Source organism: Streptomyces sp. SID14478 (assembly GCF_010548525.1).
Classification (GTDB): domain Bacteria; phylum Actinomycetota; class Actinomycetes; order Streptomycetales; family Streptomycetaceae; genus Streptomyces.
In genome coordinates this window covers 1-352 of sequence record NZ_JAAGMG010000511.1, presented here as the reverse complement: position 1 = coordinate 352, position 352 = coordinate 1, and the positions used below count along the sequence as shown (strand labels likewise).

General features: G+C 75.6%; 1 protein-coding gene. It reads left to right on the top strand.

The window, feature by feature from the left end:
* Positions 1-352, top strand: a 352-nt coding sequence (locus G3I40_RS16515; protein ID WP_203644187.1) for a glycoside hydrolase family 75 protein, incomplete at both ends; no start/stop codon positions are given.

Genomic DNA, 352 nt, shown 5'->3' with positions numbered 1-352 from the left:
CCCGGTGTGTGCCGCGCGCGGCGCCGTCCACTGGAAGGCCGACCTCGACGTCGACTGCGACGGCCGCGCGGGCCGGCACTGCAATCGCCGCACGGACCCCCTGTTCTACGCGGCCACCGCCTACCAGCAGTCCGACGGGCGGCAGTTGAGCGCCGAATCACTGCCGTACGTCGTCGTGCCCGGCGCGAGCCGCCTCTGGAACCCGGCCCGCTCCGGCGTCCGCGGCGGCACCGTCGCGGCCATCGTCTACCGGGGCAAGGTCCTGTACGCCGTCGTCGGCGACACGGGGCCGAGCGACCTGATCGGCGAGGCGTCCTACGCCGCCGCCCGCGCCCTCGGCATCGACCCGCAC